Genomic DNA, 17,778 nt, shown 5'->3' with positions numbered 1-17,778 from the left:
ATTGCCTAGGCAATTATATTATCAAAGTTAGATTCTACGCACAATCAGATCAACTAATTAGCACGCTAACTTTCTGTTGAAACAGTATCACTATTTTATTGATAATCTATTTGTGGGGGGAATTTCGGGTAATGTATCTAGATTATTTATAGCTTTAAATAATAAGTCTATTATTTGATTTTTTTCTGGCTCTGAAAAACCATTTAATGCTTGAGCATAGACTTCGTTTACTACAGGCATTATTTCTGGACAAAGAGCTTTACCCTTTTCACTTAAACACAAAATAGTTGAGCGCTTATCAAGCTCACATTGCGTTTTAATAATGAGTCCTTTTTCTTCAAGTCGGTTTAGTAAGCGGCTCATAGCGCCACGATCATAAACCATATACTCACAAAGTCCTGCAAGCGTATTAACCGACTCTCTCGCAAGTAGTACTACCACAATATATTGCGCTGAGGTTAAGTCCATAGGAAGTAACTTGGCATCAACATGAATGGCTAATCTCGAGCGTAAAAAAGACACTAAACGCCCCAAGTCTTGCTCTGGCGCTAACTCTTCTCGAGTACAACGTTTAATTGATGGCATGTTTTGCATGGTTATTCCACTGTATAGGTATATTTGCATGCTGATAGACCTTAACACATACAAAAAATTCAATAATTTTTATAAAAACTAAGCGGCTAAAACTAAGCCACAAAAATAAAGCCGCTATTAGCGGCTTTTACTGTAAAGTTTTAAACTTTGTTAAATTTTAAACTGGCCAACGAGTTGTCCTAAGTTTTCACCACGCGCAGCTAAATGCTGGCCTACCGAAGAGGTAGTTTTGCTTGAAATAGTTAGTTCATTAACGATTTCTTGAATGGCAAATACATTACGGTTTATTTCTTCTGTAACGCTACTTTGCTCCAGCGCCGCTGTCGCAATTTGCGTACTCATGTCGTTAATTGATCTAACTGAGGTTGTTACCGCACCTAAACTTTCTGAAATAGCACGAGACGATTCTACTGAGCGATTACAACTATTCTGACTCGCTTGCATTGCGGCTACAGCATCCGATACTAAATTATGTAACTCACTCAACATTTCACTAATCTCTAATGTGCTAACTTGAGTACGACTTGCTAAGCTTCTTACCTCATCAGCAACAACAGCAAACCCTCGCCCTTGCTCACCTGCTCGTGCAGCTTCTATTGCAGCATTAAGTGCAAGTAAATTTGTTTGCTCGGCAATTCCACCAATTACGCTTAGTACACTATTAATCTTTTTAGATTGATCACTGAGTGAATCAACTTGTTCTGCGGCTAGGTTTATCTCGCCCATTAGGTTAGACACCTCACTGAGTGAAATATCAACACACTCTTGAGCTTTAGCAACTTCTTGCGTTGCCGCTTGGGTTGACTCTGCCACTTGGTTCGTATTTTGAGCCACCTCATGAGAAGTAGCCGACATTTCGGTAATAGCCGTCGCAACAAGGTCTGTTTCATGATTGTGATTAAGTAGCTTGTCTTCAATTAATCGTGTTTGTGTATTTATATCACTAGAGGCTGTTTTTACATCGTGTGTTACATCAACCACATTAGCAATAATGCCATGTAACTTACTTACAAACATATTAAATGCTTCGCCAAGTTGGCCTATTTCATCGTTAGTATCAATATCTAAACGTTTAGTTAAATCGCCCTCACCTTTGGCAATATCGTCAAGGCTTTGCGCCATACGCTGTATTGGTTTTACCATTGTATTTGCGGCAATTAACGCACATATAATAGTTAACACAACCCAAAATAAAGCAATTAGCAATAAGGTCACTACCTTATCATTCATGTGCTCTTGCATTGCTGTTTGATATTTAAGTAGTTCTGCGTCTATATCATCCATATATGCGCCAGTACCAATCATCCAGTTTGTACCTGGGATCATTGCTGCATAGCCCATTTTTTCAACTAAGCCTGTGGTATTTGGTTTTTGGAAATGATAGTTAAAAGCGCCACCGCCTTTTCTAGCTTGATCTAATAAGCCCACTATTATTTTTTTACCGTTAGGGTCAGTCATCCCTATTTTGTTTTGCCCTTCAATAGCATCACCTAATAATGCATGAAAAACACTAACGCCATTTGTGTCGTATATAAAAAAGTAACCACCTTGACCAAATGTTAAATCTCTTAAAGCATTTTTAGCATCTTGCTCAGAGCCATTTGCTATTTGGTAGCGCACAATTTTACTGGCAATTTCTACCTCGGTGCTTAGCAACGTTTGTTTGTCACTTATTAGTTTAGTTTGAAATGCTTCAAAATTTTGTTGCTGATTTTTATTCTCTAAATAATAAGAACTCAGCATCAAGCTAATCAAAAGTAGCATTAAGGGCAATATAGCTAATAACAACAGTTTGTTTTTCAAGCTTAAATTACTCATTATTTCTCCGGGGTATATAAATGCATATATAGCGACAATAGCCAAAAATTAAATTACGGCTGTTTACATTGTTTTATTGGGTTTAAAAGCATAGTAAATAAAAAAAATTGGTGGGAGTAAACTCATACCATGCTCAATTAGCTGATATTATAGTCACAAGGAAGGTATTTGGACACTAAAAACACTGAGACCTTCGTATTAATTAATATATAATTTGCCACTCTTTCACTAGAGATTTAAAGTTCTAGCAGCTGCATTGATCTAAACTTAATTTTATAACGTACTAAGACGATTAATCACCAGCTATGTAATGAGTTAACGCACGACTCATGTTAGTATTAATTTTAGGTTCATATAAATAATGAACATATAGATATTAAACTTCCATTAACATATAATAACCCTATATTACTAATACCAAACAACTAGAAAATCGGAACGCATCACTTTGAGCCACAGTTATAATCTAATAAAAATGAATTATTAATGAAATATATTTTATACCTTGCACTTTTAGTGTCTGCTCATGCATTCTCAGCACCTGTAAATAATAGTATCGCTTTTTACTACTCAGCGCCGATGCCATTAGCCGAAATGACTTTTTATTCTCGCGTTGTCGTCCAGCCTGAACTCGTTACCGAGCACGAGCTTAATTGGTTTAAAAAACGAAACATTGCCGTTTACGCTTATTTAAGTGTGGGTGAATCGTTCAATAAAAGTGATTCTTCACTTTCAGTTAATCCTAATTGGAACAGCCACATTGCAGATTTAACATCTACGGATTGGCAACAACAAATGCAAGACAGCGCAGCTTCTTTAAAAGCGCGTGGTTTCAGTGGTTTATTTTTAGATACGCTAGACAGCTATCAACTTTTAGATGACAAACACAGTAAATCAGATCAACAAGATGGCTTAGTCGCGATTATAAAAAACCTCTCTGGTACGTTTAATAAGCATCTTATTCTTAATCGAGGCTTTGAGTTATTACCTAAACTTACTGGTTTAGCCAATGATTTAGTTGCTGAAGGTTTATATAGTCATTACAACCCAACTAATAATAGCTACAAATTAACCACAGAGAACGATCAAGCTTGGCTAAGCGCACAATTAAAAACAGCACAAAACTTAGGTTTTAAAGTACAAGTTATTGATTATGCGCAGCCTGATAACCGCCTTGCTATGGCGCAAAAAATAAAACAAGCTGGCTTTACTCCTTGGGTAACAGATGGGCACTTACAAACATGGGGTACATCAACCATATCGCCAGTACCAAGACGCATCCTAATTCCGTTCAACAGTAATGTAAGACCACTCATTTACACTACCGTACATTTAAAGCTTGCGACCATGATTGAGTATTTGGGATATATTCCTGATTATGTTGATGTAGCTAAACGAGATTTGCCATTAGTAGATCCAAGTTTACATGCTGGTATTATTTCATGGACAAACAGCGATGCTTTTTACACCCCAACTATTACTAATTGGTTGGAAAGTAACTTAGGCGTTGTACCTGAGCTAATTATGGGTGAGCTACCGCAATCAACTAAACTATTACTTAACCTTGGTATTGAAGCGCTTAGCGTATTGCCTCCAGCCCCTTATGAACTTAATCATTTTACTACATGGCTAAAAGGCGAAGCGACAACATCGCCTGCGATAATTAAGCCCTACTTACTGAAATTAGCAACTGATGCCACCCCGCTTATCAATATAAAAGCGGCTGATGGAACTATAATAGTGCAGAGTACTAAAACAAAATATGGCGCGGTTGTTGTTGCACCTTGGCTTATAGATACCTTGCCAATGGAAGGGAGTAAATGGGTTATTGACCCACGTACACTACTCACCAAAGCAATGGGACTACCTCCGATTCTAGTGCCTGATACGACAACTGAAAGCGGTAGGCGCATGCTAACGCTGCATATAGATGGCGATGGCTTCACAAGCCCGGCACATTATGCAGGTAAACCATATTCTGCAGAAGTGATTCGCGATGAAATAATTAAGCGCTATAAACTGCCTTTGACCTCATCGGTTATTCAAGCTGATATTGAAAAAAGTGGCTTACATTCAAAACAAAGTGCCAAACTTGAAGGTATAGCGCGCAGTATTTTTAATTTGCCTTATGTAGAAATTGCTTCGCATACTTATAGCCACCCTTATTTTTGGACTGCGTTATCTGGCCTTAGAATAGTAGATAAAGATGAAGTAGATTATGGTTTTCATCTTGATGTACCTGGCTACGACAAAATAAGCTTAAAAAAAGAAATCACCGATTCAATAAAGTATATTGATGAAAACCTGACACCAAAAAACAAAAAAACAGTGATGATGTTATGGTCAGGCGATGCAACTCCCGGCCCTAAAGCGCTTGAATTGGCTCGCGATGCTGGCGTATTAAACGTCAACGGTGGTAATACAGATGTAAATGCCGATAACCCAAGCCTTACGCATGTTTCACCAATAGGTAGACCAGAGCACGATTTGCTGTATCAAATTTATGCCCCCATATTAAATGAAAACGTATATACAAACTTATGGCACGGGCCTTATTATGGTTTTAGACGCTTAACCGAAACATTTGAAATAACAGAAAAACCATATAGATTAAAACCCTACACTATTTATTTTCATTTTTACTCAGGTGAAATCCCTGCGGGACTAGACGCACTAAAACACAATATAGATTATGTTTTAGCTAGGCCAAATACACCGGTACATTTGAGCCATTACGCAAAAGTAGCAAAAGACTTTTACTTTTCTGCGCTAGCAAAAAACAGTAATAATGAATGGTTATTTAGCTCAAAATACATTCGTACTTTACGAATTCCTACTGATTTTGATATGCCTAACATTGCCCAAAGTGAAGGTGTGTCAGGCGTTACTGAAAAAGGTGACTATATACACATTATTAATAACGTAGCTCGTCTTAGCTTTGATCACAGTCAAAATAGTAAAAAACCTTATTTAGCGTCTGCAAATGTTGTTATTGATAACTGGCAAGTTAACGGACCTGTTAGCTTTAAAGCGTGGGTGCCTGCTTCGCTTGATTTAATTAATGCACGTTCTTGCGAATTTGTATCTAGCTTAGGAGAGCACTTTAAAGGTATTACACGCGCTAATGTGACGCACTTTAATCTTCCAAAGGGTCAATTTTATGGTTATCTTAACTGCAATGGAGTCGCTCGATAATGAATGCTAAAAAGCGCCCTCAGTTAATTTCTGTAAAAACAATATTAGCAATATTAGCTGTAAGTTGTTTTGCACTTTATGCATTATTTCCTCACACCTTATTTTTTGAAGATGATGAACTTTCACAAGATTATACCTTTGAAAAATCGTACCTTAATGCAGCGCTCAACACTGAGCCTAACAACGAAAAGCTACGCGCAAAATTGGTTGAACTACATATAGGGCTTAGTGAGTATTCACAAGCCACTAACGAGCTTGAAAAACTACCAAGAGGTGAGCGCAAAGCAACTCTTGAAATAAAGCTGCTTTACTCATTATGGCTAGCAAGCGGCGCTAAAGTTGACGATCGCTTTGAAGAGTTATCTTTAAAAATAGCTGCCCATAAAAACTGGAACGAACAAATACTAACTATTGCAAAAGCAGTTGGGTTAAACGCAAAAGTTGCTCTGTACTATCAAAAAAATAAACAACCACTACTTGCAGCTGATTACTGGTTGAGCGCTGGCGAACCAGCCAAAGCTCTCGCTATTTATAAAACAAATATAAATGCTGACATTGCAGCTAAAGCGATTGAGACTGCACTTGGCGCAAATAATCCGATACAAGCTTACGCCTGGTGGAAAACTTATGGCGACCAAGCTAATGTTAAACGCACCCTTTATTTAGCTAACTTAGCTGGCAATACAGAAGATTCAGCTCAAGCCATTGAAAGCTTATTAAAGAGCGATCCAAATAACACCGAGTACTTAACAAAAGCCATGCACCTGCGTTTAGCAAATGGGAATGCAAAAGGGGCTGAGCAATTACTCGCCAAGCTATTACTACAAACTCCAAATGACAAAGAGCTACGCTTACTAAATTGGAAAATAAAGCGCTGGCAGAACAAGCCTAAAGAAGCGCTTAAAGAGTTTAAATGGCTAATGTCGAACAGAGCTGTAACCCCAGCGATGCTTACTGACAGTGTTAATGACGCTGCGGCATTATATTTATACCAAGACGCCAACGATATATATGAATACAAAGCACAAAACCGACAATTAAAAGGCAATGGCTTTGCTAAGTGGATGCAAACAAACGAATTTATAGGCAACACAAAACAAGAACTCAGTAATATTGACCGTTTTGAACAAATAAATGGTAAGAGTGCATTATCGCAATATTGGAAAGCGAAAGTACTTCACGATTCCGGAAATTTAAAAGCACTAAGAGCTTTATGGCCTAAATATAAAGGGCCTAAAAATGAAGAAGACTTACTTTGGATAGCTCGTGCATTTTGGCTTGAGGATGACTTTAAAACAGCATTGTCTATTTTAAAAAACAAGCAACAAAGTACTAATGGAGAATTTTGGACTGCACGAGTAGATATGGCAATGCGTGTTCAAGATAAAAAAGATGAGCTTTATGCTTTTGAGCAACTAAAAGCAATCAGCACACTAAGTGTTGGCGACACGCTTTATTACCAACAGCTGCGCTTTGAAGGACGGCCTCAAGAGCTTCTCGATTATCTATGGGAAAATGAGTCACTTACAGACCGCCAACTGATACAAATTGCATTATTAAGCACGCAAGTAAACGATGCTAAATCGGTTGCCCGTATTCACACAGAGCTTGATAAACAACGTTATAATAAAGCTCTCTACCCTGCTTGGGTTATTCTTTCAAATTGGTATCAAAATCAAAGTGATTTAAATTCGGCTTATACAACTCTAAACCGCGCCGCTAAATTAAGTGAATACGACCCCGATGTTGTACTCGCACAAGGTTGGTTAGCGCTACAAATGCACGACACTATAATGATCAGCCGTATTTTAACTCGCTATTCGGACAGCGATCCTACCTACGCGTGGACGCAATTATTAGCTAGCCTATCTATTTATGAAAAATCATATAACAGTGCTTACTTTTATTTACGAAAACTAGCTGTTGCAGATCCAAGTGACTTAACAACACTGGTTAACTTAGCCGATGTAATGAAGCAGCTTGGTTATTATGCGAATGCTGCCGAGCTAAATCACTATTTATTACAGCATTTACCTAAAGATAAATACGCATACAGAGGCCTAATGTACCGCTGGGCAGGTGCAATGGCTGTTCCTCATTTAATGCAATTAAACACCATGGATGAGCTCGCGCCCGACACTATTGGTGAGCCTCAAGCAAACTGGTGGTTAGCACGTCGAGCTGCACAAAAGTTAGAACCTTGGCAAAAACTACAGCTTTATATGACCAACGGCGAGTTTAATAAAGCGAAACAGCTTATAGCTGAAGGTTCACTAAGCAAATTAGATGAGCTAAACGCCCTACTCTATTTAAAACAACCCTATGCCACCATGCAACGTTGGTACGAAGAACTTACTGGCGAGGCAAATGAATCGCAATTGAGTTTACTCAGAAATGCACGCGCATCCTATTTTAGAGCACTTGAAATAAACCTATCGCCAGAGGCTGGTTTAAACAGTAGCCAGTACGATGTAAACGTTTATTTTCCTTATGCTAATGGGCAATGGAAATTAAGTTTAAGTAATCAGCAAAATCTTGATAACAACGGATTACTGTTTGCGATAGAAGATAAGATGACATTTGGTCGTTGGTATTTTGATGCAAAAATAGATTCTCACCAAGGCAGCTTAGTTAGTCGCCAAGGTCTTAGCTTAGACTCTCGTTATCAATGGGATTCGCGTACTCAGGTAGGTTTAAAGCTTGAATATAATGTTGAAAACCGCCAATCAGAAGCGCTACTTAGCTATGCTCAGCTAGATAAAGCCACGGCCTATGTTAACTACAATATTGATGGTAGACAAAATGTACAGCTATCAGCAGCAGCGATGTCTTTTTCTCGAAGAAGCGATGGCAGCTCACTAATAAATGGCCAAGAATATAATGCACGTTACCAATACAGTATTTTAAAAGACCGCCCAATTTGGAACGCTTATTTTAGTGCACAGTGGCAAGACTTTGAACGTGTTAATGCATTAATAAATACAGATGCAAGTAGAAGACCGCTAAGAGTTGACCTTCAACCATTTAGACGTTTTGCACTAGGGACCTCATTTGCTTCAACAGGTTCGTTGGAGCCGCCTTATTTAGGCGCAAGCCCTTCATGGTTATTTGATATAAGTACTGGCTATCAAACACTTAACGATACAGTAGATGTATCAGTTTCAAGTGGCGCTGGTTGGTCTGTACTGGGCGATGATTTATTTAAATTACAGCTGGGTTACCAAAGTAGTAATAAAGTGGGTAACTCAGATACACAATTACAATTAGGTTATTACGTACATTTTTAATGTTAGGAGAGAGTATGTTTCGTTTAATTATACCGTGTTTGGTATTACTATTATCAGCATGTACCACCAGCAGAGTTGCTGATGATGTAGAGCTTAGCCCTTCAAAAATTGTGGCATTAATGCCACTTGTTAATCATGCTCAAACACCGCTTGCTGGTGAGCGTGCTGAAGATATTTTGGCCAGTATTTGGCAGCAAAATAAATTGCCAACTCTTATACGCGCTCCTCGCGTAAACACTAAAGAGCTTCCACCACTGGACGATCAATACCGTTTAGACAATGCTATGCAATGGTTAAGCACTCAACAAGCTGACTATGTACTAACAGGTAGCATTGAAGAGTGGCGCTATAAAGCCGGTCTTGACGGAGAACCTGTTGTAGCACTGACCTTATCACTCACAGTTAACGGGCAAACAACGCCAATTTGGACGGGAACTATTGCTAAAAGTGGCTGGGGTCGCGATAGCATTGCAGCAACAGCACAAGATGTGATTGCCGATTTAATTTCTTATATAGAGGTTAGTGAGTGAAAACACATTTCCTTAGACCAAGAGACGTTCCTGAGCTACAAATATGGGCTGAGGTATTTATATTTACCGCGCTTGCTTTAGGGCTGCCTGTATTATTTAACGCAGAGGACCCATTTTGGACTGAGGGAGGGTTTTCGTGGCCTGTACTTGGCCCACTTTTAGTTTCTCTACGTTATGGCTTTTCAAAAGGCTTTATTAGTATTTTATGTTTGCTTGTTGGTCAACTTTGTTTACTTCAAGCAAATATTTTATCACCACAAAGCGACTTCAATATTAACGCCATGATTGGCTACATTATTGTAATTATGATCACTGGCGAATTTAGGGATGTGTGGGAACGTACTAATCAACAACAAAGTATTCAGCTTGAGTACGTAACCGATCGCCTTGAAACATTTACTCGTCAGTATCACTTAATTAATTCATCTCACGATAGAATAGAGCAAATGCTTGCTGGCCACACGTTAAGTTTGCGTGAATCGCTACAAGCAGTAAGAACCTCTATCGGGCTATTAAAAGAAAGAAGGCTTGATAGCGCAGCGCAAAAAATAATCGACCTATTCGTTGAATATGGCTTATTAGAAAGAGCGGGATTATATAAAGTTGAAAACGACACTGTTTTAGAGCCACCACTTGCCTCTATTAGCCAAATGGGTCAAATAGCTGAAAATGATCCTCTTATATTAGCGATGATTGAAGAAAAAGAATTAGTATCAGTAAAAGACGCAAAAACTGCATTAGGTATAAGTAAATACCATATGGCAATCCCACTTATCGACGTAAATAATACAATTTACGGCGTTATTTTAGTTGAAAGAGTACAATTTTTTGCACTTAAAAATACCACTCTTACACTACTTGCTGTTATGGCTGGGCATATTGGCGACCTGCTGCGCCATGAAATAACAAACCCAGTAATGACGTATGAAGAGTCTCCATACTTTATTCGCCAAGTTAAACGCGCGAATAAAGAAGCAAAACGATACAACATTCCATCGCAGCTGCTAAAAATAAAAGCCAATAATATTACTGATAAATCGACTCAACTTATGAGTTATTTAAGTGAAGCACGCCGTGGTTTAGACATTTATTTGTATGATAATCAAAATCAGGTATTACTGCTATTAATGCCATTAGCTGATGAACTTGAAAAAGCAGGCTTTATTGCCCGAATGAACACGTGGTGTAAAGAGCGCACTGGTAGCACTTTAGCTGAGCTTGATATTGTTATTGAGCAACAACTTGCACTACCAATAAGCTCAGATGATATAAAGAGATTGGTTTCACTTTCATGATTATAATTATTATAGCGGCTATTTTAGGGTGTATTTGTCAGTACTTTGCACTAATAGAAGTACTGGAAACACCTAATTGGTTTTTAGCTATACTATTGCATGCTATTGCTAGCATCCTTTTTGCTATTGTTAGTTATGTGTTTATACCTAAAAAATACAAAACGACTCCTTATAGCTCTTTTTTGCTCATGTTTTTATTATTGTTTACATTACCAGTACTTGGAATTATAGGTGTTGTAGTAGCGCTTACGTTTGCTCTGTGTAAACCTCTAAAAAACGATGATATAGAAATTGAAGAGCATAAAATACCTGAGCTTCCTTTTGAAGCCAGAGCTATATCAGCAAATCCAACCTATTCTATGGGCGGGCTTAAAGCAATTTTAAAGCACGCGAGTGAACCAAATAAACGTTTAAGTGCTGTAATGGCAGCTCGTCACATGAGTGACTCACAAGCTATTCCTATTTTAAAGCTAGCACTTAAAGATTTAGAAGATGATATTCGCCTACTCGCCTACTCAACCCTTGATGGTAAAGAAACCAAACTCAACGAAAAAATCAGTTTATATCAGCAAGAAATAGCCGTTACGACTAAGCAGCCTAAATTGAGTCATTTACAAAAACAACTAGCCGAACTTTATTGGGAACTTAGCTACTTAGGTTTAGCCCAAGGTGCACTGCGAAAATACGTTTTAGAAAAAGCCGAAACACTTGCACAGCAAAGTATTGAGCACGTAAAAACACCTGCAACCTTTATATTTTTAGGCCGTATATCTTTAGCCTTAGACAAATACGAAATAGCCCATGAGTACTTACTTAAAGCAACCGAATTTGGTATGGCAAGGCGTCATGTTCTCCCTTATAAAGCCGAAGTTGCCTTTTGTATGAACAAGTTTGACGACTGTAAACGCTACTTAAAAGAACTCCCAGAACAACCTAAAGGCAGTGAATTACGTCATTTGCAGGAGTATTGGCATGAGTAATAAAAATGCAGACATTTTACTGCTTTTGGAAGGTACCTACCCTTACATACGTGGTGGTGTATCTAGCTGGGTTCATCAAATAATTGAAGGGTTACCTCATTATAACTTTGAGCTTGTTTTTATAGGTGGAGCGCCAGAGCATTATGGCGAGATTCAATATACTTTACCTAAAAACGTTACCAAGCTGCATGTTCATTATTTAGTGGAAAATGACACTTCTGAAATAAAAGCTAAGCATGGCATTAAATATAAAAAAGAGCTCTTTGATTTTTGGCAGCAACTACAAAATTATTTTAGAGATTGTAACGAGCCTATTCCGAGTGAATTGTTAAAATTTGCATTTGAAACTTTGGCTAAAAAAGACGGTATTAACGAAGCCGACTTTTTATATAGTGAATCATCGTGGCAAGTGCTCATCAATTACTATTCAACTTTTTGTGATGAATCCTCTTTTATTGACTTTTTTTGGTCATACCGCAATTTATATAAACCGCTATTTAAAATAGCCGAAATTGCACGTGGACTTCCAAAAGTTAAACTTATTCACTCAATATCTACCGGGTATGCTGGTATTTTAGGATCTGGTGCCAGTGTAATAAGCGATACTCCCTTTTTGTTGACCGAGCATGGTATTTACACCAAAGAGAGAAAAATAGATCTTATTCAAGCCAGTTGGATCAAAGAGTCTGAACAAAGCCTAGGTAAAAACTTAAATACCGAGATGGGCTTTATTCGCCGAATGTGGATCAGCTTTTTTGAGCAAATAGGCCGAACAACATACCAAGAAGCAGATAAGATCATTTCGCTATACGATGGTAACAGACAGCGCCAAATAAAAGATGGTGCAGCGCCTGAAAAAGCATTTGTTGTACCTAATGGTATTAAAACAGTGCGCTTTATTGAAGCGCTTGAGCAGCGTCCAAAACAGATACCACCGGTTGTTGGATTAATTGGACGTGTAGTTCCTATAAAAGATATTAAAACCTTTATACGTGCGATTAAAGAAGCGCAATCGATATTACCAGAGGTCGAAGGCTGGATCATCGGCCCTTATGAAGAAGATCCGCAATATTACAAAGAGTGTGAACTACTTGTAGGCAGCCTTGATTTACAAAACAGTGTTAAGTTTTTAGGTATGCAAGATATTACCAAAATTTTACCTAAGCTCGGAATTGTTGCTTTAACCTCGATTTCCGAAGCGCAGCCTTTAGTGCTTTTAGAAGCAATGGCGGCCGGTGTGCCTGTACTTGCTAGTGATGTTGGCTCGTGCCGCGAAATAATCGAAGGCGGCACCGATGAAGATAAAGCATTAGGTAAAGCTGGTGAAGTTGTCTCAATTGCTTCACCTAGCGAAACAGCACAACAAATATCAAATATGCTAACAAATGAGCAAGCTTGGCTTGAGTATCAAAAAAGTGGTTTAGACCGCGTACAAAAATTTTATGACGAGAGCCACATGTTTGCCCGTTACGATAAACTTTATAAGGATACAATGGCATGGCCGGAATAGGTTTTGAGATACGAAAAATTCTCAAAAAAAATACCCTGCTCTCAGTTTTTGAAGCATACGGCTACGCAGGGTTAATAGGCTCAGGCCCCTGGCTGCTCTCTATTGTAGCGTTAATGCTAATTGGTATTTTAAGTTTAGGAATTGTATTACCTAAAGTACTTATTATTCAGTTTTTAACGCTTGTTACCTACATGATGGCAGCCTCACTTATTTTAACGGGTGGCTTGCAGTTATTACTAACTCGGTTTATTGCCGATTTGTTTTTTCAAAAAGAAGAGGCAAAAGTACTCCCTAATTTACTTGGTGCGCAACTTGTAACAACAATAGCTGCGTTATTGGTGGGCTTAGCTGTATGGCCTATGCTCCCTATACCCGTTGTTACTAAGATTATAATTTTAGGTGCCTTTGTAAGCTTATGTAATCAGTGGCTTGGCGCTATTTTTCTATCAGGTATGAAAGAGTACCGGTTAATTTTAATAACTATGCTAAGTGGTTACGCCTTTATGGTATTGCTTGCATATTTATTAAGAGACTGGCAGCTAGACGGCTTATTTTTTGCGTTTTTTGCAGGCGAAGCACTGCTCTTTTTTAGCTTTTTATTTATGATTATTCGCCGCTACCCAGGTGAAAAACTTATAAGCTTTGACTTTTTAAGCAATAAAAAAGTGTATTACAGCCTATTCTTTTGTGGTCTGTTTTATAACATTGGTGTATGGGCTGATAAAATCATTTTTTGGTATTCTCCAAGCACATCAATTCAAATTATTGGTACATTAAGAGCCAGCCCAATTTATGACTTACCTATATTTTTGGCTTATTTGTCTATTATCCCCGGTATGGCGGTATTTTTAGTAAAAATGGAAACAGACTTTGTAGAAGAGTACGACCGTTTTTACACCGCTATTCGTGGTGGCTCATCTCTTGAAGAGATCTACATATTAAAAGACAGTATGATCCAAACTGCGCGTGCCGGTTTATACGATATATTTAAAATTCAGGGTATTACCGTTGCCTGCTTATTATTATGGGGTGAGCAAATACTTACCTTTATTGGCATTGATCCAAACTATAAAACGCTTTTATTTATTGATGTAGTAGGTGTAGGCGTACAAGTTATATTTTTATCTATTTTAAATATTTTGTTTTATTTAGATAAACGCTCAACAGTGCTATTTTTAGCGGGGTTATTTTTGGTAATAAACGTTGTTTTAACTTTGTTATCAATTGCTTTTGGACCGCAGTTTTATGGCTATGGCTTTGCATTAGCAACCATTATTACCTCGGTAGTAGGATTATTTTGGCTTTCAAAACAATTTGAAGATTTAGAATACGAAACGTTTATGCTGCAATAGCATAATATAAAAACTTAGCATAAAGGCTGTAAGCTACAGCCTTTATCGTTACGTTAAAAACTCTAATAAACCGCGCTCAAACCGACTAAGATACTTTGTTTTACGGGGTAATTTAAAATTGTCGCGCCAATGAGTTTGTTCTGATTCATTTTTCTTACAAAGCTCAATAACATCAGGATGAATATAAGAATTACGCGCTATTGTTGGCGTATTCCCAAGCTTTGAAGACACTTCATCAAGCATTTTTTTTAATGTAATAGCGCCTTTTGCTTCATACACTTCTTTAAAAGCAATCACACTTGCTCGCCATGTTCTAAAGTGTTTTGCGCTAAATTCTTCACCCATTATATTTTGAATATACTGATTGATTTCAGTAGAGGTAACGTTAGAGCGCTCCCCCTCTTCTATATATTGAAACAAGTGTTGCCCGGGTAAGTCCTGAAGCTCCTTAATAACACTACTCAATGCTTTATCCGTTATATTTACTTCCCTTTCTTTGCCTAACTTTGCACGGTATTTTAATCTAATATTTTTTCCTGTTAATTTTGCATGCCTTGATCTTAGGGTTGTCGCACCAAAACTTTTATTTTGTTTTACATTACGTTCATTCCCCACCCGTAAAGCACCTAAATCCATTAATCTAACAATGGCTGCTAAAGTACGTTCATAATCGAGCTCATCACCTTGCAATGCTTCCTTTAATTGAGCCCTAAGTAACGGCAGCTTATGTCCAAACACACTACAAGCTTGATACTTTTTAGCATCTTGTTGTTGTGTAAATAATGGATGATATCGGTACTGCTTTCGTCCTTTACTGTCGTAACCTGTTGCTAAAATATGCCCATTTTCTTCAGGGCAAAACCATACACTTTTATAAGCAGGCGGGAACGCGAGTGAATTTAAGCGCTCAATAACGGCCTTCTCTTTAATTATTTTTCCTATTGGGTCAAAAAACTGCCAATGTTTGTTTTTTTTCTTTCGGGTAATTCCGGGCAAACTATCATCAACGTAAATCAATTCCATCATTCCTCCTCAAGCATTTAAAAGAGATATTGTTAACTCGCTTAAGCTTATATTTCAAAGCATAGAATGTACCACTTTAAAATAACCTTAAACTGAACGACTTTATTGATATATAATCAAAAATTGAGCAAAAACAAAAATACGATATATATAATGGTTATTATAACTACGCTTATATTCTCCCTTAATTGGGCATGCTGTTTAAAAGGAGCATTCAATGGCTTTTGATTATGGATCGATTGATCTTGGACTAAAAAACCCCTTCAAACTTGAAGGTAAAGTAACAGCTGTAAGAGGACTCATTGAGTCTATAGCGGGTATTAGTTTACTTGTTATTGCTGCGGGATCAGTAAAAGAAGATACAACCGCTGGATGGATTTTAATGGTGTTTGGCATGCTTATTTTAGCATTCGGCATTCGCTCACTTTCAAGTGGTATTTATGCAACTCTTAAGTATTTTGTAGGCAGAAACCACCCTACTTCACTTGCTTATAACTACAGCAAATCACAAGCATCAACCGCCCAAGAAGAACAAAAAGAAGTAGCCTACACCGCGCAATCACTCGAAGAAATGCTGGTTGGTCGTAAAAACAGTACGTTTAAAGAGCCTAATGGTTTTTTATCACGTTTACTTCACAGCTTAATCCCTAAGTTATTATTCCTACCTTATCCTATTCGTAATGTTGCTCAGCGCTTATTTGGCTCATGGGTAAGTACCCTTGTTGCACTTATTGCTTATGGCCTTGTAGCATTTGTATCTTTATCGGGTTTTACCGGTGAAGCAGGCGAATTAGCATTTCCTGTTTATAGTGCCATATTAATGTTCTACGTGCTTTTTTCGTGGCGCTCTACGGGTAAACCTATTTCTAGAAACGCTGAAAAAAATATTGAAGCACTTGGTACTGGTGCACTCGCTAAAATTATTTCTTTATCTTTTATTCTACCAATCGCTATTGGCCTTTCTATGTCATGGCTGATGAAAGAACAACACATTAGCAAACAAGAAATAGATGGCTGGATTGAGCAACTACCTAGTCTTCATGCTGGCATGTACTTAATTGCGATTATTGTATTAGCCACTCTGAGCTGCGCAATTGCTTTTATTATGATTAAAGCGCGTTTAAATGCAGTTACCCCTTCTGCTGAAGTATCAGAACTACGTGAAAACTGGCAAGAGTCTGTTCATCCAGACGAAATTTTTATAAACCTAGACAATCTAGTAATGGCTAACCGTCGTTATAAAGAAGTACCTAACAGAGTTTATCGCGAATTAGATCCTAAGCTTCAAGAACAAATTGAAGGTAAAGGCGGTTTTAAAGGTGAAATGATCCAAGAGATTCAACCTAAACTGCACTCAATAGACTTAGGTAAAAACTTTACGCTAGCAAGGTTACTTGCTTTAGTAAGTGGTAACTTGCTTTATATTATAGCCTTAGCGTTTACTGTGTTTTTAGCGTATTCGTTTATTAATATTTATCATTACGTTGACGCTGCAAATATTAGTAGCTTTAAACAAGCATTTAATAACCAACATGTTATTCAATTTAGTGAGCTATTAATGACAAGCTTTCACTTATTGCTAATAAGTATACTTATTAAAGCATTTGCGCAATTGCTTACAAATACAGCTCATCTATTTTTTGCTGAAATGCAATTTGAATCACTACTAGTGTACTTTAAATGCGAAGGCACATTTACTGAGTCTAAAATATCAACAGGTACTGGTATTCATGATAGTACCCGCTCAGAAAATACTTTAGTACGCAGTAGCATAACGCCTTGGATTATTGTTTCTCGTGTTATTTCTACTACGTTTGCAGCAACAGGTATGAAAAATCTTGAACATCCTCGCCATATTATGGAAATGCATAAAGACGAAGGACAATTACAAGCAATCAAAAAAGACGTTATCGCGTTCTTGAAAGACCGTGAATCTATCGCCTCAATCACCAGTGAGCGTGATTTAGGTAATGCTTCACAAATACATCAATTAAATCAGCAAACGCGTGCTATACCTACTCAGCAAGCGATAGCTAAAGATGACGAAGAAGCTGCCGGGTATTTAAGACAAGAAGAAAGCTTATCTCCCGAGCCAAAGGGTTAATTAACTTAAACTCTGGATTATTAGTATTAATGCCACCTTGTAAATTAGGTGGCATTTTTTTATCCTTTATTAACCTCTATTCAATACCTT

General features: G+C 37.7%; 11 protein-coding genes. 8 read left to right on the top strand and 3 right to left on the bottom strand.

The window, feature by feature from the left end; genetic code table 11:
- Nucleotides 1–90 precede the first annotated feature (90 nt).
- Complete coding sequence (locus GQR52_RS11015) at nt 91–624, bottom strand: MarR family transcriptional regulator (RefSeq protein WP_231611873.1); 534 nt, start codon at nt 622–624, stop codon at nt 91–93.
- Nucleotides 625–744: 120 nt separating this feature from the next.
- Entirely contained in the window at nt 745–2,412 is a 1,668-nt protein-coding gene (locus GQR52_RS11010) for a methyl-accepting chemotaxis protein (RefSeq protein WP_165728466.1), read from the bottom strand.
- 486 nt (nt 2,413–2,898) lie between these two features.
- Between GQR52_RS11010 and GQR52_RS11005 the strand changes: the two genes are divergently transcribed.
- Genes GQR52_RS11005 through pelG form a run of 7 tightly spaced genes read left to right on the top strand, consistent with a single transcriptional unit; the run spans nt 2,899 to nt 14,561 of the window.
- Nucleotides 2,899–5,607 carry an endo alpha-1,4 polygalactosaminidase gene (locus GQR52_RS11005; RefSeq protein WP_165728465.1) on the top strand — a complete coding sequence of 903 codons (2,709 nt, stop codon included), beginning with the start codon at nt 2,899–2,901 and terminating at the stop codon, nt 5,605–5,607.
- Nucleotides 5,607–8,894, top strand: a complete 3,288-nt coding sequence (locus tag GQR52_RS11000) for a tetratricopeptide repeat protein (protein ID WP_165728464.1) — start codon at nt 5,607–5,609, stop codon at nt 8,892–8,894. Before GQR52_RS11005 ends, GQR52_RS11000 begins: the two co-directional genes overlap by 1 nt.
- Nucleotides 8,895–8,908: 14 nt before the next feature.
- Nucleotides 8,909–9,424, top strand: a complete 516-nt coding sequence (locus GQR52_RS10995; RefSeq protein WP_165728463.1) for a protein PelC — start codon at nt 8,909–8,911, stop codon at nt 9,422–9,424.
- Nucleotides 9,421–10,719, top strand: coding sequence for a PelD GGDEF domain-containing protein (locus GQR52_RS10990; RefSeq protein WP_165728462.1), 1,299 nt, complete (start codon nt 9,421–9,423; stop codon nt 10,717–10,719). Before GQR52_RS10995 ends, GQR52_RS10990 begins: the two co-directional genes overlap by 4 nt.
- Entirely contained in the window at nt 10,716–11,699 is a 984-nt protein-coding gene (locus GQR52_RS10985) for a HEAT repeat domain-containing protein (protein WP_165728461.1), read from the top strand. Before GQR52_RS10990 ends, GQR52_RS10985 begins: the two co-directional genes overlap by 4 nt.
- Entirely contained in the window at nt 11,692–13,209 is a 1,518-nt protein-coding gene (gene pelF, locus GQR52_RS10980; RefSeq protein ID WP_165728460.1) for a GT4 family glycosyltransferase PelF, read from the top strand. The genes GQR52_RS10985 and pelF overlap by 8 nt, the downstream gene beginning before the upstream one ends.
- Complete coding sequence (gene pelG / locus GQR52_RS10975; protein WP_007584803.1) at nt 13,197–14,561, top strand: exopolysaccharide Pel transporter PelG; 1,365 nt, start codon at nt 13,197–13,199, stop codon at nt 14,559–14,561. The genes pelF and pelG overlap by 13 nt, the downstream gene beginning before the upstream one ends.
- A gap of 48 nt (nt 14,562–14,609) precedes the next feature.
- Here the strand turns inward: pelG and GQR52_RS10970 are convergent, their stop codons facing one another.
- On the bottom strand, nt 14,610–15,584 hold the full coding sequence (locus tag GQR52_RS10970) for a DNA topoisomerase IB (protein ID WP_165728459.1): 975 nt from the start codon (nt 15,582–15,584) through the stop codon (nt 14,610–14,612).
- Nucleotides 15,585–15,801: 217 nt separating this feature from the next.
- Between GQR52_RS10970 and GQR52_RS10965 the strand changes: the two genes are divergently transcribed.
- Nucleotides 15,802–17,688 (top strand): hypothetical protein, encoded by a 1,887-nt coding sequence (locus tag GQR52_RS10965; RefSeq protein ID WP_165728458.1) that lies wholly within the window; start codon nt 15,802–15,804, stop codon nt 17,686–17,688.
- The last annotated feature ends 90 nt before the right edge of the window (nt 17,689–17,778 follow it).

The organism is Pseudoalteromonas sp. 31A1 (assembly GCF_011378815.1).
GTDB classification, from domain to species: Bacteria; Pseudomonadota; Gammaproteobacteria; order Enterobacterales; family Alteromonadaceae; genus Pseudoalteromonas; species Pseudoalteromonas arctica.
Note: the sequence above shows the minus strand (reverse complement) of the source record. Positions and strands in the feature narration are given on the sequence as shown.